Here is a 23,142-nt window from a genome sequence, read left to right as displayed (position 1 = left end):
GGTAAATACTATTAGCTGATTATCAACAAACTAACAAGAAAGTCATCAGCAACCTTTGATTCACATCTTTTCCGCAAAGAATCAATTCCGTCAACAGATAATCCCAAATATCATATACAATTTTGGGATTTAAACTTTAAAAGCCTATATTTGCCCTGAAATAAAGCAAGATGAAAACAAAACACTTATTCTGGATATTCCTGTTAATATCCGTAATCAGCTTCACGAGTTGTGATGACGACAAATTAGAGAACAACACTCCAACACCGTTCCGGATTGGAGTGCTATTTCTTCCCTTACGCTGATTCAAAGCACAAAGTTTCGGATCACCTCATTGCCAAAGGTATCTACAGCTTTTCGTCAAAAACAGAACATGTCACGGAAGCTTCATCTTCTACCGATGCCATACCTTATCTCACATTGAACTATTCGGCCGATACAAAAGGAAACTTTACAGATGCAACAATTCCGCCCACACCGCATAATTTCAAGTTTGAAATGGAAAACGGTATCACGAGTTACGCTATACTTGGCCTCATACAACGCTACCTGGATGTAGATTGGAAAGAACTTGTCCCCAAAGACGCCTCTACAAGAAATGACATTATCATAAAACCACTTTTAACAATGACAGTGGATGATACCGACTATCCCATTATCGGGGCATTCAATACCATTCCGGCAATTCCAGAAGGAGTATTAGAATAGCTGCGCCTTCAAAGTTTTTTCTGCCCTTTCTCTTTGATAATAAAAGAATTAGTGTATATTTGCATCAGGCATACATTAACCTTTAACATCACTGTACTATGGGTAGAAGATTAATCTTTGACCGGTTTTCCCAGCAAGCTCTCCAGACCTTGCACCGGTATCGTGCCGTAATGTTCAGTCCCACCCTTTATTCATGTTTTTAGTTCGCGAGTGATATTTATTTTCAGTCATTTACTAAACATGAATAGATTATGGATAATAAACCTACCATAGCCGAAGTACAAGAATGGGTACTGAAGCTACACAACACGTGTGAGCAAACCATCACAAACGAAGAGCGCAAAGAACAGCACAAGTATGCCGTCATGGTGCAACGCCCGCAGGACAAGAAGTTCCTGGTGAAAATGCTGGATGAATCTTCGCAGATACGTGATCGCAAAAAACTTGCCGCCCGCATTAAGACTCTGATAGACCGCTATGGAGTACCTGAATTCCTGAACAAGCGGGATACTTTCCTCTTTAAAATGTACCAAGCCTTCGGACATCATTTCGACTTCATTGCCATACCTATTATAAAGAAACGCTTACGCATGGATACATCTAAAGTTATCCTTGATGAAGCGCGTCCCAAGTTAACCCGACACCTGTCTGAACGTGCACAGCAAAAGGTTGGACAAAATGTGAACCTACTGGGTGAAGTCGTTTTAGGCAATGGGGAAGCAGATCACCGTTACTATCATTACCTGGAAGCATTGGAAGCTCCGGATATTAACTATATCTCCGTAAAGATATCCGGCATCTATGCCCAGACGCATGCTTTGAATTATGAAGAGAGTTTCCCGGAACTGGTGAAACGCATGTCCGCTCTTTACCAAAAAGCAATAGACTTCCCCCATACAGATGAAAACGGAGTGAAACATGCGAAGTTTGTCAATCTGGATATGGAAGAATATAAAGATTCACACTTTACTTTACGCCTGTTTAAAACTGTACTAAGCAAACCGGAATTCAGAGACTATTCAGCCGGTATCGTTGTACAAGCTTATCTGCCCGATGCCTATGATTTCCAGACGGAATTGTTGGAATTTGCAAAGGCACGCGTGGCTGAGGGAGGTGCACCACTCAAAATGCGCCTTGTAAAAGGTTGCAATCTGGAAATGGAAACCGTGATTTCTTCCTTGCGCGGCTGGCCCAACCCCATACTTTCCACAAAAACGGAAGTAGATGCAAACTACCTGCATATTCTGGAACGCGCCCTGCTGCCCGAAAATGCAAAAGCGTTGCACATCGGAGTGGCTTCGCATAACCTGTTCACAATAGCCTACGCTTACCTGTTAAGCCAGAAAAACAACAGTTCAGAGTATATGACATTTGAGATGTTGGAAGGTATGGCCGACCATGTATGGCGTGCACAGTCGCAACTGGGTAATCACATCATACTATATGCACCGGTAGTGAAAGATGAACACTTCCTGAATGCAATCTCTTATTTGGTACGCCGCATGGACGAAAATACAGCTCCGGATAACTTCCTCACTCATTCATTCAATCTGAAACCGGGAACTGACACCTGGAATTTCCTGCAAAAACAGTTTGAAGAAGCATATCACAAGAAAGATAGCGTTTCTCATATTCCTACGCGCACGCAGAACAGGCTTTTACCGTATTCTCCCGTCCCCCCATCCGACGTAATGAAAAACGAACCGGATACGGATTTTGATCTGCCTCAAAACCAGAAATGGGTACGAAAGATCTTTGCCAAATGGAAAAAGTCTTCCGCCGATACTCCGGAAATCATTCCTCTGCAAATAGGAACCGAAGACATCATCTGTGAAAAACGCCATAAGTACATGGACCGCTGCCAGAATGATGAAGTATGTATTTGCGAAATGTCGCAAGCCAATACGGAACAAATAAAGCAAATCATCGGCATTGCAGAGAAAGATCCCGCAGGCTGGCGGAACACTACCTTAGAGGAACGTCATAGAATCATGTTCGAAGCAGCCAATCGTCTGGGTGGTATGCGCGGAGACCTGATAGGCAGCATGTGTGCTGTAACAGGTAAAACAGTGGTAGAAGGAGATGTAGAGGTATCCGAAGGTATCGACTACGCCCGCTTCTATACCACAACAATGAAAAAATTCGCCGCACTGCATGATGTGGACATCACCTCCAAAGGAACAATCCTCGTCATTTCGCCGTGGAACTTCCCATGTGCCATTCCTATCGGCGGCATTGTAGCCGGATTGGCCGGTGGCAATACCGTGATACTGAAACCCGCAACAGTAGCTGCTCCCGTAGCATGGCTATTTGCCAAGGCTTTCTGGGATGCAGGAGTGCCCAAAGAAGCATTGCAAGTCATTATAACCGACCGTGAAGCACTGAAAGAATTGACCACAGCTCCGGCTATCAAGCATATCATCCTGACAGGAGGTACGGATACAGCCCAAAGCATTGCACGTATCAACCCGTCTACCCCACTTTCTGCCGAAACCGGTGGAAAAAATGCTATTATCCTCACAGCCTCGGGCGACCGTGATCATGCCATCATGAATATCGTTACTTCTGCTTTCGGAAATGCCGGACAAAAGTGCTCAGCATGTTCCCTACTGCTTGTAGAACGCTCTGTATACGAAGACAAGAACTTCCAGGATAAGCTGAAGGATGCCGCCACCAGTATAAAAGTAGGCAGTGTATGGGAAGCCGGTAACGTAGTAGGCCCCATGATTACCAACCGGAACGACAAGTTATTGCAAGCCCTTACACTGGAACCCGGCGAGTCCTGGTTGGTTCCACCTAAGTTTATTGACGAGAAGCAATACATCCTCGCCCCTACCGTGAAGTGGGGAGTAAAACCGGGCAGTTATTCATTCCGCACCGAATTGTTCGGTCCCATGTTAAGTGTGGCTTGTATTGACAATCTTCAACAGGGAATAGAGTTGGTGAACAGCCTGGACTACGGTTTGACTTCCGGTCTGCAAAGCCTGGATGAAAACGAACAAAAACTCTGGAAGGACTCCATTCTGGCAGGTAATCTTTATATCAATCGTGGTATCACAGGTGCTATTGTCAACCGCCAACCTTTCGGTGGAATGAAACTATCTGCTTTCGGTGGTGGTGTAAAAGCAGGCGGACCGAACTATTGTGCCTGCCTTGTGAAGATTACCGACAAACCGGAAAGTAATACGGATTATAAGCAAAGTTATCCTCATGCTTATGAAGAAGAATTTGCGCATGCACGGGATATCAATAAGTTATATGGCGAACAGAATGCATTCCGTTATCTGCCATTAAAGAATATGGTACTCCGCCTTTTCCCGGGAGATAGTAACGAAGAAGCGGAAATGATTGCACTTGCCACAAAGCTCTGCCACACACCACTGACTATCAGCTTTGACCCGAATGATGATCGCACGACTGCATTATCATCTACCGGCTGTACACTAAAGAAAGAAACATTGGATGAATTCCTCAAAACAATGAGGAGCTATGAACGTATCCGCACTTGTGGCGCTGATATTCCGATGGAAATGTATGAAGAGGCAGCCCGTAGAAACAAATACATTGCCACGGCAAAACCTGTGAAAAACGGACGTGTAGAGTTAATACATTATATTAAAGAGCAAAGCATCTCCTTCGAATTCCATCGATATGGCAGCATTCTGGATGTGCCTCCCGTAGAATAACAATTAAAAAAACGTGGTCCGGCTTGCCTATCGAAAAGCGGACAGGTCAGGCCACGTCATTCCTCGTTCTCCACCGGCAATGGCAAAGAAACCGTAAATTCGCTATATTTTCCTTCCACACTCTCCACACTGACGTATCCTCCATGTTCACGAGCCACATTCATCACATAGTTCAGCCCCAAGCCGAAGCCGGATACTTTCTTCTTCGCATCCTCATTCCGGGTAATTACGCGTTCAAACTTATCAAATACAATCCGTTGAGCCGCAAGCGGAATACCGATACCATTATCCCGCACCTTGATCTGAGCATACTGTCCGGAAAGGCAGGAAGTAATCTGTATATCTATCGTATCCTTAGAGTATTTCACCGCATTGTCTATCAGGTTACTTAAAGCCTCTTTCAGATATTCTTCATCGGCATAGACTCCCTCTTCCTGTAAATCCACCTGAAATATAGTAGGCTTTTCTGCCTTAGCAGTGAACGTGTGTACCAGTTCATCCACCATAGGATGAAGTTGAATCCAGTTCTTGTCCAGCAATAATTGTCCATGTTCCAACTTAGAGATAGTCAGTACTTTATTGGCCAGTGCAAGCAAATGCTGAGCCTCCGCCTCCAGTATGTCGAAATGTTTTTCTTTCTTCTCAGGTTTATCATCTACTTTTCCACTACGAAGCACTTTGAGGCCAATTAGGATGGAACTGATCGGATTCTTCATGTCGTGAACCATAGCATAAGAGAAATCTTCACGCATTCGTGCCAGTTCGTCTTGCCGACGAATAATATCCACCTGCTTACGTATGGCAAATAATAGAAGTCCTAAAGCCACTATCGTTCCGAAGAACATATAAAGCAGCTTGCCGATGAACCCCGCACGAAGATTCTGGATATAAGCATGTACTCCCTGAGTATCATTCACAGGGCACACGAAAGTATAGTGCTGTTCCAATAGCTTCCGATAATCAGAAAAATACCGTAAATCCTGTTTCAATACGATGGAATCACTGTGTAAAGATACTGTATCCAAACGGAACTTGATCTGCTTCAAATTCACTTCATCCAGTTCATGACGAAAAAAGGCAGTCAGATCCTTAGTTTGTCCGGCTTCAAATGCATCCGTCGCACGGCCGTAAGCTTCGTGAATATTACGTATCACTTGCTGCCGGTTCAGCCCAAAACTTCGTCCCACCCAATTTCCAAGTAAGTACAGAACAGCGGCAGTTGCAGTTATTGTAAGGAGTATATAATACGACTTTTTCATCAAGCATTCTATATTTCAGGCAAATATAGATAAACTTTTCTTTTCATCTTAACATAAAGATAACATTCTGATAACCTAAATTAATTTCATACTCTTGTTATCTTTGCAGCGTAGAAATCAGTAAAAAGGAATTAATGGAAAAGAAAGACGCAAATAAGGAACCATTCAACCGCCCGGATGGAGTGGAAGTGAAACTCACGGCAAAGTCCATCAACATAAAAGGATTTCTGTTTTTCTTCATTCTGTTCCTGACAGGCAGCTATCTGTTTGTTTATGTATGGGATGAGCCTTCATCCTATAGTGCCGGTCGTTTATTGGGCACCGCTGTAAAAGGAATCAGTAGTCCCCTAGTTATGCTTTACATATTTTTACTCCTCGTGTTTTATATACTAATCCAGGCAGGGATTCTTTACTGGTTTAGCGGAAAAGATAAAAAGCTCCTACACTGGCATTTTGACTGGACTGGAGTAGGATTTTCTCTGACTCGTCCTATTCCATTGAAGTTCTATCGGGTATCCTTATTATTACCAGGCATCCTATTGGGAGTGATGCCTGCAATCCATGGATTCTGTACAGGAGAAGCCAACATATTCTTTTTGGGATTATTTGGCATTCTGGGTGGTACGGGAGATTTTCTTTTTTGGTACAGCCTTCGTGCCTTTGATGATGAAGACCTGCTCCTCTCCAGCAAAAAAGCCTTTCAGGCCACCATTATAAAACGCAATTACGGAAAAAATGACTAAAGTTCTCTCCCAACGTATAACAGAAAAAGTCCCCTCATACCCCAAAGGGCAGAGAGAACTTTTAATCATTAGAGAGGAAGGCTTATTCAACCTCCATTGTCAATCTATTAACATTCTTATTTAAGAACTTTAATCATTTGTTCTCCACTAGCAAGTACACCTCGTACAACATATACTCCAGCCGGCAAGTCCGACATATCTACAAACTCAACATTCATAACTTGCTTTATCAGAGTACCACTAACAGAATAGATATAAGCAGTTCCCACCTCTGGTAATACTACTTTCTGAAGTTGGCTGTCATAATATGCTTTCACACTGCCATCTTCTACTTTATCAATACTTGTCGGTACACCTACAATAACAGCATTAGATGCAGCCGTTTCTACACCGCCAACTACCGCAGTTACTGTATATGAGCCGTCTGCTGCATTTTCAACTGTATAATTGGTAGCTTGAATACCTTCTTTCAAGAGTGTACCGTCAATGTAAAGATTATAAGTTGTAGCAGGTTCTTCTGCACGAGTAACAGCTTGCTTATCGGCATCCTGCAGAACTGCGGAAATTCGCCAGTTGTAATCCAAATCCTTATTCATAGACTTCAACGTTCTCCAAGTAGTTCCATCGGTAGTAATCAGATTACCTTTTCCATCCACTGCCGGTCCTTCATCTGTCATATTGGGTTTCACTCCATTAATGTGGCTAACATAATATCCTACACAAACTTCATGACCAGCCGGAATTACTACCGGTTTATCCAAACGAACAACATTTTCTCCTGCTACCAGAGTCTTCACATCAACTTCTTGTTCATAAACTAAATTACGATCATAAAAGACAGCTATGGCAGAAGTCTGCAAATAAACATCACTCAAACTATATTTAATGTGAGTTATATATTTACCTACCTGATCAACCAAATCATCAGCATCATAAGCAATTACAAAGTATCCATATACCCCGCTACTCCTAGTCAATCCAATTGCTTTACTACCGGATGTCTTATCTTGATAGTTCATTTCATTAGCAGCTTCAGGCGATTGCCATGTCAAAGTCAGATTCTTATTCTCTAATGTACCGCTCAAACCGTAAGGAGCAGGTGCAAGATTAGGTTGCTTGTATTCAACAGTATAAGTATCAGAAAGAGCGGATTCCCATCCATTTGTATAAACAGCGGATACAGCATATTCATACTTACCGTAGTTCAACGTTGCAGTATACTCCGGATCTTCTGTTTCAGTAGCCAATGAACCGTTACAATAAACACGGAAGTTCTTTATAGTAGGCTTATTATCAGTTGCACGAGTCGCAACAACACCATTTACCCCAAAGGCTGTTGCCGATTTCAAGTCAGAGAATGATCTGCCTGACATTCTTTCAAGCGGAACCATTTGATTATTAACAGGTGCTGTCTTTCTAAGTGTAGTCGTAGCAGCCTTTTGTGAACCTTTCAAACGTACCTGTGCTCCTACTACAAAGTTACTATTAAATTCTGCATCGATCCGGCTGTAAGCAACCCAAGTTGTTCCATCCAAACTAAGCATATCACCTCCAGTCACACGTGGACCGGCATCAGCAGCAATAGGTTCTTTTCCATCAGCAAACAGAACAAAGTATCCCACATAAATAGAACTTCCTACAGGTACAGCTACCGGCTCATCGAATGCAACACTAAACATTTCACCTGTTTTGATAGAAGTAGCAGTCTTAGAAGCTAAGATTTTCTTATTGGCAGAGCACAGCACAACTTTCAGCTCCTTAACATCATCCGTTAAGTACAGATTAACACCTGTTATCTCATAATCTGCATAAAGAGCCAACTCTTCTTTGGTAAATTGTGCTCCGACATAAAGATCCACATCTTTTCCATCATTGGTCATACCCCATTTATACTTGGGTTCACCATAATGTTTCAATTCCATAGGCAAATCCGTATATACATCCCATTTCAAAGACAACTTTCCTTTATCGAAATCAGTTTCGGTAAAGGTAGGACGTACATATTCAGCCGGCAATTCAACTGTAGCTGTAGCAGAAGCGGAAGCCTTTGAAGAAAGACCATCTGCATAATTTGCCACAACTGTATAAGTATATGTACCTGGAGCTAATTCCTCCGTATAAGTTAAACCTGTTATTCCGGATTTGACTTCCACGCCATCACGATATACGGTATAGTCTTTCACTACCGGAGTCTTAATCTCACTCTGAGCTTCCACATCAGCACTTAGCATCCAGTTTGCATTAGCTGCTGCCTCAATATTAGTCCAACTGGGCACTGTAGTATCAAAATCAGATTTTGCCGTAGAAGTTGAAATAAAGCATGCACCGGAAATAGCCGGTCCACTATCCAACAACCCAGGGAAAAGATCTGCTGCATGAACCACATAATAACCATAAGACAATTCTGCACTCGGATCAATAACGTACGGAGTTGTTAAAGCCATTTTAGCCCATTTATGCACTTCCAGTGCAGCAATTTCTTCAGCTGATACCTGCTGAGAATATACAATTTTACTATTCTCAAGAATCACTAAACGCATTTCCGTTACTGCGGAATTCAGCATAACATTAATGGCTGTAATTTTATGATCAGCATAAGAAGCCAATTCATCACTGGAAAATGCATTTACTGCCCATATTTTACGCACTGTACCGGAAGTTCCTCCCATGGCCTTACCTTTTTCCCCATTACTCCAAGTCAATGTTTTATCAGCAAGAATCGGAGATTTCCAACTCAACGTCGCATTCAAACCATTAACCGCAGCTCTTACGTCCACTGCAATTGGGCGGGCATCCTCTACAGGAATATTGGTCAATGACAAAGGGAATGACTTTTCTTCCTTATCACCATAAACAGCCGACACACAATAATCATAAGTGCCCTTAGGTTCGTCTTTCAACAAGGCAGTTTTTTCCGTCAGCAAAGCTGTATTTACTTTAGTATCGCCACGATATACATTATATCCGTCAGGTTCTCCTGCAGCAGGTATATCAATATGAGCAGATACCAGGAAATTACCTTTCACCACGTTTTTCCAATTCTTTCCATCATACGAATATAAGTCACCCTTGCCCGTAACACCTGGTACGCGGTCCATAATGCCAACAAAAGTAAGGTTCGTACCATGAACAAATTTAGCAGCTACAGTCAATTCTACATCGTCACGCACAGTATAAGGTTCGTCCAACTTGATAGTCTGCATTTCTTTCAGTTTCAGATTCTCAAGATTCACCTTCTGTTCACGTACTACTTTATCATTCTCATACAGTAAAAGGCTAACCTCAAGCACTGCACTGTAATTACAAAATGAGATGGCATCAATTACTGAACCTTTATATTCTTTAAGATCATCCTTATCAAAACGGTTAGCAATATAAAGAACAGGAATCTCCCCATTCAAGCTTACTCCGCTCACACCGTTATAAGGTGTATCATTATGCCATTGCATTGTTTTAGCCTCGGCTGGACTTTTCCAATTCAATGATACACTTGCAACCTGACTTTCTCCTCTTAGAGTATGAGGAGCCCCCGTCTGCGCCATAGCAAAGTTGTAACCCAACAATGCAGTCAGCAGAAAAAACATTTTAAAAGTAATATTTCCCATAAGCAATCATTTTATTCCCAAAGAGAGAATACTCCTTTGAGATCGTTAAACAATAATAGGCAAAATTAATGGAAGACCCCATTTCATCGAAAAAAACCGAATAGACAAATGATGTACAAAACCCTTTTTTGTTATCTTTGTAGCATGAAAAATGCATTTTTAATATATTTATGTATATTCTTATTACAACAATCTGTTTTAGGAAGTAATTCATATCGATGGAAACCTATCGATGCTTCTTTTGACTCTTTAGGAAAGCAACTCGAACTGGTGGACTATAAGAATAATGAACGAATGCAGTTTTATCCACTTGTCACACGCATGTACCAGATAGCAAATCTAAAAAACAATAGAGACCTGCAAGCGCGTGCCTTATATTGGGATGCCTGGCTGAAATTTGAAACAAATACAGAAGAAACAGAAACCCTTATAGAAGAAGCATTAGAAAAAGTAGATTCCGTTAATTACACTTATGATCACGCCCGTATTTTCTTCGTTAAGGGAATGCTTTTGGCAAAACATAACAAATACCCACAAGCTTATCGCACATTTAAGAGACAAGAAAATTACTTTAAATCCATAAATGATTTATATAGTCTTGGTTATACATATGTCAATATAGGTTCGATTATGAGAAGAATCGGAGAATACCAAGAAGGATATAAATATTATCTGCAAGCCGACGAAATATTCAAGAAAGGTGGATTCATTGATGATAAGATTAAGAATCGACACAATATAGGAATCAGTCAATATCATCTTGGACACCCACAAAAAGGCATAGAGATATTGACTGCTTTACTCGATGAGAGAATAGCGCAAGAAGACCTTCCTTTCAGAACCGATGTACTGACCTCACTCTATTTTGTTTCGCAAACTCTGCCTGATAAAGAAAAGTACGCGCGCGAAGCATATAAAACCGCTCAAAAAATCACAAGTAAAACATCACAAACTTATACTCTCATTAATATGGGAGCATTATACATTTATAAGAATGAGAAAGATTCTGCTCTTTTTTATTTTCAAAAAGCACGCCATTCTGCCGAGGCCAACAAGGATGCCTTTTCAGCCATTCACACTCTATATGGTCTTGCGGAAATATACGATAGGAAAAACTTACCTGACAGTGCTTATCAGTACCTAAAACAATATTTGCAATATAAAGAAGAAACAACCGGATATGCCAAATCAAATGAAATCAATCAGTATGAAATGAAAATGGCAATCGAACAATATGAGAATGAATTGCATGAAGCTTCCGAGCGTATCGAACTCCATAAAAAATTAACTATAGCCAGCTTCTTAATAGGTTTAATGATTTGCTGTATTATTGGTTATATATTCTGGTTGTCACGAAAGAAGGAAAAGATTGCCAAGCAACTGAAAGAAGCAGAAAACCGCGAACTAAACGAACGCCTTCAACGCCAACAATTACAAAATGAAAAATATCATCTGGAGTTAGATCTAAAAAACAGGGAATTGACTTCAAACTCCATGATCTCTATCGAAAAGAATCGGGTGCTAAAAGGTTTACTAAAGCAAATAGAGGAACTGGAAGGTAGTAAAGAACTGTCTACGCCAGGAGGAAGAACACTAAAACAACAAATTAAATCACACTTGGATACAGAAGACGAATGGATGTTTTTCAAACATCACTTTGAAGAAGTACACCCCGATTTCTTTAAGAAATTATGTTCCATTCATCCCAATTTATCGGAAAATGAACTACGTTTATGTGCATATGTACGCACCGGTATGGAAACAAAACAAATAGCACAAATGCTTTCCGTCTTACCGGAAACAATAAATACAGGCCGATACAGAATTCGTAAGAAGATGCAACTCGGGCAAGATGTTACACTGGAAAACTATTTGCGGGATATCTAACTCAGATTTTATTCATTCTGCTTACCACCAATTTCTGAAGATTGGCAGTAAGCAGCTTGATAATATCTATTCTTTTTCGCCGAATGCCAAATCTCCTGCATCCCCTAACCCCGGAACGATATATGAATGCTCGTTTATCTCCGGATCGATGGCAGCACACCATATTGTAGTCTTGTCTTCAGGAAATGTTTCAGCAATGTGTTCCACAGCCTGACGGCTGGCAATAATGGAAGCGACATGTATCTCCGACGGGTGCCCTTTCGTCAGCATAGCCTGATAGCTCAGTTCCATACTACTACCCGTTGCCAGCATAGGGTCGGTAATAATCAGTGTCTTTCCATCGATGCGTGGTGAAGCGATGTACTCAATATGAATATCAAACTTCAGCGTATCCTTATACTTTCGGTAAGCAGAAACAAAAGCATTTTCCGCACCATCAAAGTAGCTTAGAAAACCTTGATGAAAAGGTAATCCGGCACGCAGAATGGTACTTAATACCAGCTGATTATCCGGGGTCTGCACAGGTGCTATCCCCAGCGGAGTCTGGATATTCTTCAAAGAATAAGCAAAGTCCTTACTCATTTCATACGCCATAATTTCCCCGATGCGTTCAATGTTTCGACGGAAGCGAAGGCGGTCGCTTTGTACTTGTACATCCCGGATCTCGGCAACATACTGGTTCAGGATGGAGTTTGTCTCGGCAAAATTGATAATTTTCATGATGTAATTTGAATTTATATGCGCAAAGTAAACGATTTCTTGTGCAATTTGCAACATTCAGTTTGCAGATATTGTTATGGAGTTATAAAAGACTTCTCATTAAAGAAAAATTTCTCTAATCAGGTGTTTGTTTCGAAAGAAAATACTACTTTTGTACGCGAAAAACAAGGGGCTGTTTGGAACATAACCCAATTCATACCAATTTCCCCTTGAAAAGAGAAGGTAAAAGATATTAGCAAGAGATTAATAAACCAAATACCAAAATTTTAAATCATTAAAAGAAATGGCAAATTTAGATTTAAGCAAGTACGGTATCAAAGACGTGAAGGAAATCATCCACAATCCGTCTTATGATGTACTGTTCGCAGAAGAAACCAAACCAGGTTTGGAAGGTTTTGAAAAAGGTCAGGTAACTGAACTGGGTGCTGTAAATGTTATGACAGGTATTTATACCGGTCGTTCTCCTAAAGATAAATTCTTCGTTAAGAATGAAGCCAGCGAAAACACTGTATGGTGGACTTCTGACGAATACAAAAACGACAACAAACCTTGCTCTGAAGAAGCTTGGGCTGACTTGAAAGCTAAGGCTGTAAAAGAATTGAGCGGCAAACGTCTGTTCGTTGTTGATACTTTCTGCGGTGCTAACCCTGCTACTCGTTTGAAAGTACGTTTCATCATGGAAGTTGCTTGGCAAGCTCACTTCGTAACTAACATGTTCATCCGCCCGACAGCTGAAGAACTTGCTAACTACGGTGAACCTGACTTCGTATCTTTCAACGCTTCTAAAGCTAAGGTTGACAACTACAAGGAACTGGGTCTGAACTCTGAAACAGCTACTGTATTCAACCTGAAGACTAACGAACAAGTTATTCTGAATACTTGGTACGGTGGTGAAATGAAGAAAGGTATGTTCTCTATCATGAACTATCTGAACCCGTTGCGTGGTATCGCTTCTATGCACTGTTCTGCCAACACTAATATGGAAGGTACTGACTCTGCTATCTTCTTCGGTCTGTCTGGTACAGGTAAGACAACTTTGTCTACCGACCCGAAACGTCTGTTGATCGGTGATGACGAACACGGATGGGATGACGAAGGTGTATTCAACTACGAAGGTGGTTGCTACGCTAAGGTTATCAACTTGGATAAAGACAGCGAACCCGATATTTACAATGCTATCAAACGTGACGCTCTATTAGAGAACGTAACGGTTGCCGCTGATGGTAAGATCGACTTTACAGACAAGAGCGTAACAGAAAACACTCGTGTTTCTTATCCTATCTATCACATCAACAACATTGTTAAGCCGGTTTCTAAAGGTCCTCACGCTCATCAGGTAATCTTCCTGTCTGCTGACGCTTTCGGTGTATTGCCTCCGGTATCTATCCTGAACCCGGAACAAGCTCAGTACTACTTCCTGTCTGGTTTCACTGCTAAGTTGGCTGGTACAGAACGTGGTATCACTGAACCGACTCCGACATTCTCTGCTTGCTTCGGTGCTGCTTTCTTGTCATTGCACCCGACTAAATATGCAGAAGAATTGGTTAAGAAGATGAATAAAGTTGGTGCTAAAGCATACTTGGTTAACACAGGTTGGAACGGTAGCGGCAAGCGTATCTCTATCAAAGATACCCGTGGTATCATCGACGCTATCCTTGACGGTTCTATCGACAAGGCTCCGACTAAGGTTATTCCTTTCTTCGACTTCGTTGTTCCGACTGAATTGCCTAACGTAGATCCGAAGATCCTTGACCCGCGCGACACTTACGAATGTGCTTGCAAGTGGGAAGAAAAAGCAAAAGACTTGGCTGGCCGTTTCATCAAGAACTTCGCTAAGTTCACTGGCAATGAAGCCGGTAAAGCACTGGTTGCTGCTGGTCCGAAGCTCTAATCTGAATAAAACCGGTTTAGATATATATGCGAAAGCAGCTCTTGGTAATCAAGAGCTGCTTTTTTTGTTTTTATCCGTTTCACTTGTTCTTCATGATTATTTTCCTACTTTTGCGCTATACGTAATACCTAAGAATATGACTTATCTAGATACGGACAAGCAAACGCAAGCCGACTTGAGCATTACAGAAGGAATATATGACGAATATCCCCTCTACTCTTTATTCTCCAAAACAGAGACCAAAAACGGGAAACGCCTGATGCTCGATTGGATCACCTCTCCCCTGAATGACATATCCGTTATACGGAAAAGGCAAGAGGCAATCGCCTGGCAGGAACTACCCGAGCTCCCCCTGGATGAAGAAGAACTTGACTTCATCGAATATTATTTGGAATATCGCGACCAGATCAGAAGACCTAATATTTTAGTTTCGCTAACATCAGCCTTCGACCGTCTATTAAGACACGATGCTCAACGTTATGTCATTAAACGAGGTGTTACTTTGACTATCCGATTGTTAAATCAACTGGAATCATTACGAACAAATCTCCCGGAAAATGCCCCTTTACTTCTAAAAGAACTGGCACAGAGCATTCAATACACGATATATAGTAGCGAGTTGAAAGAAGTAGTCGAACTCTATAAAAAAGAAAAATCCCCTTCCAGCTATATCATCGATAAGTACGATTATCTGTTCCGCTGTATCCACTTAGAATTGATAAGAGGGCTGCTTTCCCATATTTATATACTGGATGTATGCCGTACTGCACACCGCATAGCAATCAGCAAAGGTTTCTGCTGCCGCCCGGAGATGACTGAAGCAATGGATTTGTCCATCACGGGCTTTGTACATCCATTTACCGAAGGAGGACGGATGAATGATTGGAAGATGACGAACGGTAATAATATATGTATCCTCACAGGTTCTAACATGGCAGGTAAATCAACTACCCTCAAAGCTATTACCATCTCTGTATGGCTGGCACACTGCGGATTGCCAGTTCCCGCCCGTTCAATGACCAGCCCTGTATTCGATGGGATCTATACCTCCATCAATCTTCCAGACTCCCTGCGCGATGGCAGGAGTCATTTTATGGCGGAGATTCTGCGGATAAAAGAAGTACTCCAAAAAGCGAAATCCGGCAAACGATGCCTGATAATACTGGATGAAATGTTCCGAGGAACAAATGCACAGGATGCTTTTGAAGCCTCTATTGCTGTAAATGAATTACTCAGAAAATATCCACATTGTTCCTTCCTTATATCGACTCACATTCTAGAATATGCCAAACATTTCGAAAAAGATAATACATGCTGTTTCTATTATATGGATTCAAGAATTGAGGATGACCAATTCATATGTCCTTACCAACTGCTTGAAGGTATATCCGAAGCACAAGTCGGATACTGGTTGGTGAAAAAAGAGCTGGAAGGCTTAATATAAAAAAGGTTCTTTTTTCCAAGTAACTACTTCATTACTACGCTTTTTTTGTTAGCTTTGCGAAAACCAATATTAAACAAAGCAATATGAAAAGTATCAAATTGATGTTGGCAGGTGTCAGCCTGTTGTTGCTCTGCGGATGCGGTACGCAAGTACAAAAAGAGAATGAAGCCACATGTGCAAATGAAAGTAAAGAGAATGCGGTGATTGAAAACATGATGTCACGCCGCAGTATTCGTAAGTACAAACCGCAAGCGGTAAACCGCGATACAATGCAGATTATACTGAACTGCGGTATCAATGCTCCTAACGGACAAAACAAACAATCCTGGGAAATACGGGTAGTGGATAATCCGGAATTCATCAACGGTATTACTGAAGTTTACAAAAAGCAGAATCCTAAAGCAGCGGAAGATCCTAATTTCAAGAATATGTTCCGCAATGCCTCTACCGTAGTGTTTATTGCCAATGACAAGTCTTATGACCTGTCGCAAATAGACTGTGGCCTGTTGGGCGAAAATATGATTCTTTCAGCCTGGTCTATGGGCATAGGCTCCTGTTGCCTTGGCGGGCCGACACGATTCATGACATCAACACCGGAAGCAGCCGAATATCTGAAGAAGCTGGATATTCCCGAAGGATATCAATTACTCTATTGCATCGCATTCGGTTATCCGGATGAAACTCCCTCTGCTAAACCTAGAAATGCAGAAAAGATCAGATTTATAGATTAATCATTTCCTGTAAGTAACGTATAAATGAAAAGGAGTGCCACCATTACAGTGAAGCACTCCTTCTCTATCTATTTACAAACAACTTTAGTTCTTATTTGCACGCTTACGTTCTATTTCGTCCAGAATCACTTTACGCATACGCATCGCCTTTGGCGTAACCTCTACGTACTCATCTTCCTTGATATATTCCAAAGCCTCTTCCAGTGAGAACTGTACGGGTGGAATCAGACGAACTTTATCATCCGAACCGGAAGCACGCATATTCGTCAACTTCTTGGATTTCGTAACGTTAATTACCAAGTCATTATCGTGAGAGTGTTCACCTACCACCTGTCCGGCATACACATCTTCTTGCGGGAAGATAAAGAATTTACCACGATCCTGTAATTTATCAATAGCATAAGCAAAAGCCGTTCCTGTTTCCATGGCAATCATAGAGCCGTTGGTACGACGTTCGATATCTCCCTTATGCGGTTGGTATTCTTTGAAACGGTGTGCCATGATAGCTTCACCGGCAGAAGCAGTCAGTACATTCGTACGCAGACCAATGATACCACGTGACGGCATATTGAATTCCAAGTTCACACGTTCGCCTGCATTCTCCATTTTCACCATTTCACCCTTACGACGGGTTACCATATCAATAATCTTGCTGGCATATTCTTCGGGCACATTCACAGTCAGCTCTTCAATCGGCTCACATTTCACACCGTCAATCTCCTTGAAGATAACCTGTGGCTGACCTACCTGAAGTTCATAACCTTCGCGGCGCATAGTCTCAATCAATACGGAAAGATGGAGTACACCACGACCGGAAACCACCCATTTACCATCTTCCTCACTCTTACGCACACGCAGAGCAAGGTTCTTATCCAGTTCCTTCATCAGACGGTCGTGAATGTGACGAGAAGTCACAAACTTACCATCACGGCCGAAGAAAGGAGAATCATTAATGGCGAACAACATACTCATAGTCGGTTCGTCAATAGCGATAGGTGGCAATGCTTCCGGGTTTTCAAAGTCGCAGATCGTATCACCGATTTCAAAGCCTTCGATACCTACCAACGCACAGATGTCACCGGAAGAAACTTCCGATACCTTCGCACGTCCCATACCTTCAAATGTATGCAGTTCCTTGATTTTGGATTTCACAAAACTTCCATCACGCTTGGCCAAAGATACATTCATACCCTCTCTGAGCGTACCACGATGTACACGGCCTACGGCAATACGTCCGGTATAAGAAGAATAATCCAGAGAAGTTACAAGCATCTGCGGAGTACCTTCCAACTGCGTGGGAGCTGGTATATTCTCTACAATACAGTCCAGCAATGCGAAGATATTATCAGTAGGAGTCTTCCAGTCCGTACTCATCCAGTTGTTCTTTGCAGAACCGTAGATAACGGGGAAATCCAGCTGATCCTCTGTAGCATTCAGACTGAACATCAGGTCGAACACCATTTCATACACCTCTTCCGGACGACAGTTTGGTTTGTCTACCTTGTTCACTACAACAATGGGTTTCAGACCAATCTGCAGAGCTTTCTGCAACACGAAACGTGTCTGGGGCATCGGACCTTCGAAAGCATCCACCAACAGGATACATCCGTCCGCCATATTCAACACACGTTCCACCTCACCTCCGAAGTCGCTGTGTCCCGGAGTATCAATGATATTGATTTTTGTTCCTTTGTAATTGATAGAAACGTTTTTAGAAAGGATCGTTATCCCTCGTTCACGTTCCAAGTCGTTGTTATCCAGCATTAATTCACCTGTGCTCTGATTACTGCGGAAAAGATTTCCTGCCAAGAGCATCTTATCGACGAGCGTCGTTTTCCCATGGTCAACATGGGCAATGATTGCAATGTTTCTAATATTTTGCATACAATACCTATATATTTGGGTGCAAAGGTACGAATTTTGCATTAGATATAGTTGCAGCAAGAGAAAAATTTCACTGAATATCATTGCAGTATAAAAGATTATCTCTATCTTTGCAGCCTCTTTAAGAGAATATTAATATATCAATTTAATTAAAAGTTATGTATTTAGACGCTGCTAAAAAGCAAGAAATCTTTGGCAAGTACGGAAAGTCTAACACTGATACTGGCTCAGCTGAGGCCCAGATAGCTTTGTTTTCATACCGTATTTCCCACCTGACTGAGCACCTGAAGCTCAACAGAAAAGATTATAGTACTGAAAGAGCCTTGACAATGTTGGTAGGAAAACGCCGTGCGTTGCTGAACTACCTGAAGGATCGCGACATCGCAAGATATCGTGCCATCGTTAAAGAGCTCGGTCTGCGTAAGTAATCCGTTACTTGCAGCAAAGCATTAAAGAAGGGAAGCCGTTAAAAAGCTTCCCTTTTTTGTTTTCAAATGTCTCTGATCCTTATACAACCAATAAGTACAAAGACTATACAAGACATATTTCCTTTCTATTATGACTTCCATAGAAGACATATTTCAAGCAAAATATGCATTTTATAGAATTATTTCCTATCTTTGCATATCAAGCAAGCTGAAGTATGGAAAAAGACATCATCAAACAAATCATTCTGAACCAGCAAGAGTTCATCAGCCAAGTGAAGCTATTGCCCCGCAAAATATCCATTGAGGAAAATGGTAATTATGTATTTGTAGGTATCCGTCGTGCCGGCAAAACCTATATGCTCTACCAGCATATACTGCAACTGCTAAAAGATGGACATAGTAAACAAGAAATTCTCTTCATTAACTTTGAGGACGAACGCATTACGGATATTAAAAAGGAAGAACTTCATCTGATTGTAGAATGTTACAAAGAGATGTTCGCCTTCGAGCCTATCATCTTTTTGGACGAAATACAGAACGTAGAAGGATGGGAACACTTCGCACGCCGACTGGCAGATGAGAAAAGACGGGTTTTCATCACGGGTAGCAACGCCCACATGCTCAGCCGTGAAATAGCCTCTACACTGGGCGGACGATACCTGATGCAGGAAATATACCCCTTCAGTTTCACGGAATATCTGGAATATAATCATATTACACTGGATACCCACTGGCATCTGGCTCCCATCAGAACCGACGTAGTGCGTCTGTTCGAAGGTTATTTCTACAATGGAGGCCTGCCCGAAAGTTTCAGTTACACAGACAAGCGTGCCTGGCTCACCTCCCTATATCAAAAAATACTCTATTCGGACATTGTCATAAGAAACAATGTAAGAAATGAACAAAGCCTGCGTCTGTTAGTACGTAAGCTGGCAGACAGTGTGCTTCAACCAACAGCCATCAAAAGGCTACAGAACATCTTGCAAGGAGATGGAAGCAAAGTGACCCGCGAAACAATCTCCAGCTATTTAGGTTATCTGCACGACGCTTATCTCATCTTCTCTCTCTGTAATTTCAATGATTCCATCCCACAGAGAGAAGGAACAAAGAAACATTATTTCTACGACAACGGCATCCTCAACCTATTCCTCTTCCAGCCGGAAACCAAACTACTTGAAAATATTGTAGCTATCCATCTCTATAAACAATATGGAGAAGCACTCTTTTATTACAATAAGAATGTAGAAGTAGATTTCGTAGTTCCCGACGCCGGGCTGGCTATTCAAGTTTCCTATTCTCTCCGCGACGAGCAGACGCGAAACAGGGAAGTCAATGCCCTTGTCAGCCTTTCCCGCTTCATGAACATAAGTACTGCTTTGATTATCAGCAAAGATCAGGAAGAAACTATTGAGCAGGATGGAATAAGCATAAAAGTGATTCCTGTGTGGAAGTGGCTGGCAGATTAGTAATTTACAACTTTCCGTATCAAATTAACGCTATATGCCCGATTAATCTAACGCATGTCTTTTAATAAAGTTGCATTCCAGAGTATTCGGCGAATAAATAAAGAATAAGAATACCCTATTTTCGCATATTCTTCCGCATTTCCGGGCAATTTATGCAAAAAAGGGTTACTACTTATGGGTGAAAGGGTTACTACTTATAAGTAAAACACTTACTACTTACGGGTAAAAGACTTACTACTTACAGACAAAACACTTGTTTGCTTCATGACGAAGACTTATAAGTGTGCTTTGGCGTAGATATTTCAACCTAAAAAAAATGTAAACATTTCGATATTATACTATCAGCCTGTCATTTGCGGCTTTTCGTTTGCTTGCTTTGGTGCGTAGAGGTTGCTGGACGGATATAACACACTCTCAGCCAACAGAAAATACAAATTGTCAAAATGATAAATCGCTCCTTCTTCGCTCTCTTCTTCCTTCTTATAGAAACAAGAGAGACATGAAGAAGATACAGTCTCTTTTTATCCGGACGCGAAACTTTTCATTATCAAATCGGATATCTGCAAGTTCATCCCTCCTTTTATTATAAGTTCCTGATCTTTTTTTTGCATTTCTTCCTCTAAATGAGTATATTTCAAAAAACGTCCCGTTATATACGCAAAGAAATACAATGCTTATATTCATTATAAGGTAATCTTAATTAATTCTATGATGAAACAAGAAGAAGATTTCGCTTTGTGGAATCAGTTCCTTGAAGGTGACGAGAAAGCCTATCTGTACATATATAAATTATATGCGCAAGATATGTATTCGTATGGTATGCTCTTCACTGCTAACAGTGAGTTGGTAAAAGACTGCCTGCACGATGTATTTGTAAAAATACACCGTAACCGGAAGAAACTCTCACAAGTCGATAATATCAGGCTGTATCTCCTCAAGGCCATGAAAAACTATCTGTTCGATGTTTTCGACAAAAAGAAAGAGCTGTTCCACAACGATACCATTGAGCCTGTTTTCTCACCGGAGTATACGATTGAAGATAAAATAATCCGCCAGGAAGAACTGCACTATCAATCAAGAAAAATCCGTCAAATGTTAGAATCACTGACTCCACGCCAAAAGGAAGTTCTATACTACAAATATATGAAAAATCTGACTTACGATGAAATTGGTGAGATTATGCAAATGAACTATCAGTCTATACTCAATCTCATTCAACGATCGATAAAAAAGCTACGAGAAACCTTCGCTGAATCAAAAGTCTACTTATCAATTATTATCCAGCTCATTCTCATCAGCTTTCTTATCTTATAGAGTATTATTTTCTCTCAAAATTGAGTATAAACTACAAACGAGCCCGTTAATACAGCAAACCATCTATAAAGGATATTTACATGAAAACCAATTATACAAACTATAAAGCAGAACAATTATTGGAAGATGATTTCTTTATCAACTCCATACTGCACCCAACGGAAGAAACCGAACTGTTCTGGGAAATACAAGTAACCGACGGAATCATCGACAAAGAAGAGATGATGACAGCCATATACTTTCTACGGAGCATGCAAGTGAGAAAAAGAAGAATGTCCTCATCTGAACTTTCAGAGGTATGGGAACGGATAGAAAATACAAACAGAATGTCTATTTCCCATAAGGCAAAACCATTATATAAGTTAATCATTGCCGCCTCGTTTGCATTACTGATAGCCAGTAGCATTTTTTATGTCTGGGAAAGAAATAAAGAAAATAACGAGTTGTTCATGATTGCCCAATCCATAAAGCCTGATTCAGTAGTCAGCGATGTACAGTTAGTATTAGCAAACAACGAGTACATCTCAATAAACAATAAAAAGATAGATATACAATATGACCAAAAAGGAAATATCCACATCAACGACAAAAAGCTCAAACAGGAAAACAGTGCAACCCCGCAAAAGGAGAAAGATGTTGCGCTACTCCATAAAATCAACCAGTTAATTGTACCCAAGGGAAGGCGTTCTACCCTGACGTTCTCCGACGGTACTGTGCTTTGGGTAAATTCCGGCAGTCGTGTAGTATATCCGGAACAATTCGAGGCCAAACAGAGGGAAATATATATAGACGGAGAAGCATACCTGCAAGTCAGTCCGGACAAAAGCCGTCCTTTCATTGTGAAAACAAACAAAATAGATATTAAAGTATTGGGAACTACTTTCAATATAACCGCCTACGAAGAGGACGACCGGCAGGCCGTAGCCTTAGTCGAAGGAAGTGTTGAAATTATCTCGGACAAAAAGAAATTGGCCGCTCTGACTCCCAATGACCTGTTCCAATATAAGAATGGGCAAATAAATATCGAACAGACTGACATTACACAGTACATTTCCTGGGTAGAAGGATGGTACATCTTCGAAAGCGAACAGCTTCCATCCATTTTAGACAGATTGAGTCGGTATTATGGAAAAGAGATCAAATACCATAAAAAAGAAATCGAAATGATACGGTGCAGCGGAAAGCTAGATTTAAAAGATGATCTGAACAAAGTTCTCGATGCATTGATAAATACCGCCCCTATCCGCTATGCAACGGACAAAAATGTCTATTCGGTTTCTTACAGGCAAGAATAATACAAAGAAGTACTACTTGAGAAATATAGATCGCGATTTAAGTAATCCCTAATTAATCACTTATATCCATATAGCCTATGA

Annotated in this window: 15 protein-coding genes; 11 read left to right on the top strand and 4 right to left on the bottom strand. The window is 41.2% G+C overall.

The annotated features are described in order from the left end of the window. Positions 1–276: 276 nt before the first annotated feature. Both BACINT_RS07415 and BACINT_RS07410 read left to right on the top strand, forming a co-directional pair. On the top strand, positions 277–708 hold the full coding sequence (locus BACINT_RS07415; RefSeq protein ID WP_007661915.1) for a hypothetical protein: 432 nt from the start codon (positions 277–279) through the stop codon (positions 706–708). A gap of 251 nt (positions 709–959) precedes the next feature. Next, positions 960–4,394 carry a bifunctional proline dehydrogenase/L-glutamate gamma-semialdehyde dehydrogenase gene (locus tag BACINT_RS07410; RefSeq protein ID WP_007661914.1) on the top strand — a complete coding sequence of 1,145 codons (3,435 nt, stop codon included), beginning with the start codon at positions 960–962 and terminating at the stop codon, positions 4,392–4,394. 56 nt (positions 4,395–4,450) lie between these two features. On the opposite strand, the gene BACINT_RS07405 is transcribed toward BACINT_RS07410, so the two are convergent. Next, positions 4,451–5,653, bottom strand: coding sequence for a sensor histidine kinase (locus tag BACINT_RS07405; protein ID WP_007661913.1), 1,203 nt, complete (start codon positions 5,651–5,653; stop codon positions 4,451–4,453). A gap of 134 nt (positions 5,654–5,787) precedes the next feature. On the opposite strand from BACINT_RS07405, the gene BACINT_RS07400 reads away from it, so the two are divergent. Continuing rightward, positions 5,788–6,396 (top strand): hypothetical protein, encoded by a 609-nt coding sequence (locus BACINT_RS07400; RefSeq protein ID WP_007661912.1) that lies wholly within the window; start codon positions 5,788–5,790, stop codon positions 6,394–6,396. Between the two features lie 116 nt (positions 6,397–6,512). Here the strand turns inward: BACINT_RS07400 and BACINT_RS07395 are convergent, their stop codons facing one another. Continuing rightward, on the bottom strand, positions 6,513–10,001 hold the full coding sequence (locus tag BACINT_RS07395; RefSeq protein WP_007661911.1) for a hypothetical protein: 3,489 nt from the start codon (positions 9,999–10,001) through the stop codon (positions 6,513–6,515). Positions 10,002–10,145: 144 nt separating this feature from the next. On the opposite strand from BACINT_RS07395, the gene BACINT_RS07390 reads away from it, so the two are divergent. Further along, complete coding sequence (locus BACINT_RS07390) at positions 10,146–11,888, top strand: tetratricopeptide repeat protein (RefSeq protein ID WP_007661909.1); 1,743 nt, start codon at positions 10,146–10,148, stop codon at positions 11,886–11,888. Between the two features lie 66 nt (positions 11,889–11,954). Here the strand turns inward: BACINT_RS07390 and upp are convergent, their stop codons facing one another. Then, on the bottom strand, positions 11,955–12,608 hold the full coding sequence (gene upp, locus BACINT_RS07385) for a uracil phosphoribosyltransferase (protein WP_044154937.1): 654 nt from the start codon (positions 12,606–12,608) through the stop codon (positions 11,955–11,957). A gap of 283 nt (positions 12,609–12,891) precedes the next feature. On the opposite strand from upp, the gene pckA reads away from it, so the two are divergent. From pckA to BACINT_RS07370, 3 genes are all read left to right on the top strand, one after another. Then, the gene (gene pckA, locus BACINT_RS07380; protein ID WP_007661905.1) at positions 12,892–14,499 is read left to right on the top strand and encodes a phosphoenolpyruvate carboxykinase (ATP); all 1,608 of its coding nucleotides are present in this window, start codon (positions 12,892–12,894) and stop codon (positions 14,497–14,499) included. A 136-nt stretch (positions 14,500–14,635) separates the two neighbouring features. Then, positions 14,636–15,943, top strand: a complete 1,308-nt coding sequence (locus tag BACINT_RS07375; RefSeq protein ID WP_044154936.1) for a MutS-related protein — start codon at positions 14,636–14,638, stop codon at positions 15,941–15,943. 83 nt (positions 15,944–16,026) lie between these two features. Continuing rightward, a complete protein-coding gene (locus tag BACINT_RS07370) occupies positions 16,027–16,674 on the top strand; it encodes a nitroreductase family protein (RefSeq protein ID WP_007661903.1) in 648 nt (215 codons plus the stop codon). Between the two features lie 84 nt (positions 16,675–16,758). On the opposite strand, the gene typA is transcribed toward BACINT_RS07370, so the two are convergent. Then, positions 16,759–18,558 (bottom strand): translational GTPase TypA, encoded by a 1,800-nt coding sequence (gene typA / locus BACINT_RS07365; protein WP_007661902.1) that lies wholly within the window; start codon positions 18,556–18,558, stop codon positions 16,759–16,761. 158 nt (positions 18,559–18,716) lie between these two features. Between typA and rpsO the strand changes: the two genes are divergently transcribed. The 4 genes from rpsO (at position 18,717) to BACINT_RS07345 (ending at position 23,061) form a co-directional block, all read left to right on the top strand. Beyond that, positions 18,717–18,986 (top strand): 30S ribosomal protein S15, encoded by a 270-nt coding sequence (gene rpsO / locus BACINT_RS07360; protein WP_007661900.1) that lies wholly within the window; start codon positions 18,717–18,719, stop codon positions 18,984–18,986. Positions 18,987–19,201: 215 nt separating this feature from the next. After that, positions 19,202–20,452: an ATP-binding protein gene (locus BACINT_RS07355; RefSeq protein WP_007661898.1), complete on the top strand. Its 1,251-nt coding sequence runs from the start codon at positions 19,202–19,204 to the stop codon at positions 20,450–20,452. A 708-nt stretch (positions 20,453–21,160) separates the two neighbouring features. Further along, entirely contained in the window at positions 21,161–21,766 is a 606-nt protein-coding gene (locus BACINT_RS07350; RefSeq protein ID WP_007661895.1) for an RNA polymerase sigma factor, read from the top strand. An 80-nt stretch (positions 21,767–21,846) separates the two neighbouring features. After that, positions 21,847–23,061, top strand: coding sequence for a FecR family protein (locus BACINT_RS07345; RefSeq protein WP_007661892.1), 1,215 nt, complete (start codon positions 21,847–21,849; stop codon positions 23,059–23,061). Positions 23,062–23,142 lie beyond the last annotated feature (81 nt).

This window comes from Bacteroides intestinalis DSM 17393, from assembly GCF_000172175.1.
Taxonomy (GTDB): Bacteria; Bacteroidota; Bacteroidia; order Bacteroidales; family Bacteroidaceae; genus Bacteroides; species Bacteroides intestinalis.
Note: the sequence above shows the minus strand (reverse complement) of the source record. Positions and strands in the feature narration are given on the sequence as shown.